The sequence below is a fragment of the Cytobacillus oceanisediminis 2691 genome (assembly GCF_007678455.1).
Classification (GTDB): Bacteria; Bacillota; Bacilli; order Bacillales; family Cytobacillaceae; genus Mesobacillus; species Mesobacillus oceanisediminis_A.
Window position 1 is genome coordinate 1 of the sequence record NZ_VEEP01000263.1, and the last position, 260, is coordinate 260.

Consider the following 260-nt stretch of genomic DNA (forward strand, 5'->3'; position numbering starts at 1 on the left):
AACTTTTCCGCACTCTCTTTTCTACCACAACCAACTCCAACCTTCTCCCTATTTTCAACATACACCTCCAATCTTTTTAAATCACCATTCTTCATTCCCATCACTTCACCTTTTATATTAATACCCTTTTCCACCTCTTTTTCCTCATCCATCTCAACAACGCACTCCAATCCTTCTTCACAGGCATATTTGTATACCTCTCTAACCTCTTCAAGCCATAATCCTCAGCCGATAAGCAAAATCACATCTCCTCCTGCGAA

1 pseudogene is annotated in these 260 nt (G+C 40.4%); it reads right to left on the reverse strand.

Annotation, left to right across the window (positions count from 1 at the left end):
• Nucleotides 1–200 (reverse strand): annotated as a pseudogene (locus FS736_RS25605) (hypothetical protein); the annotation flags it as partial.
• Nucleotides 201–260: the final 60 nt, after the last annotated feature.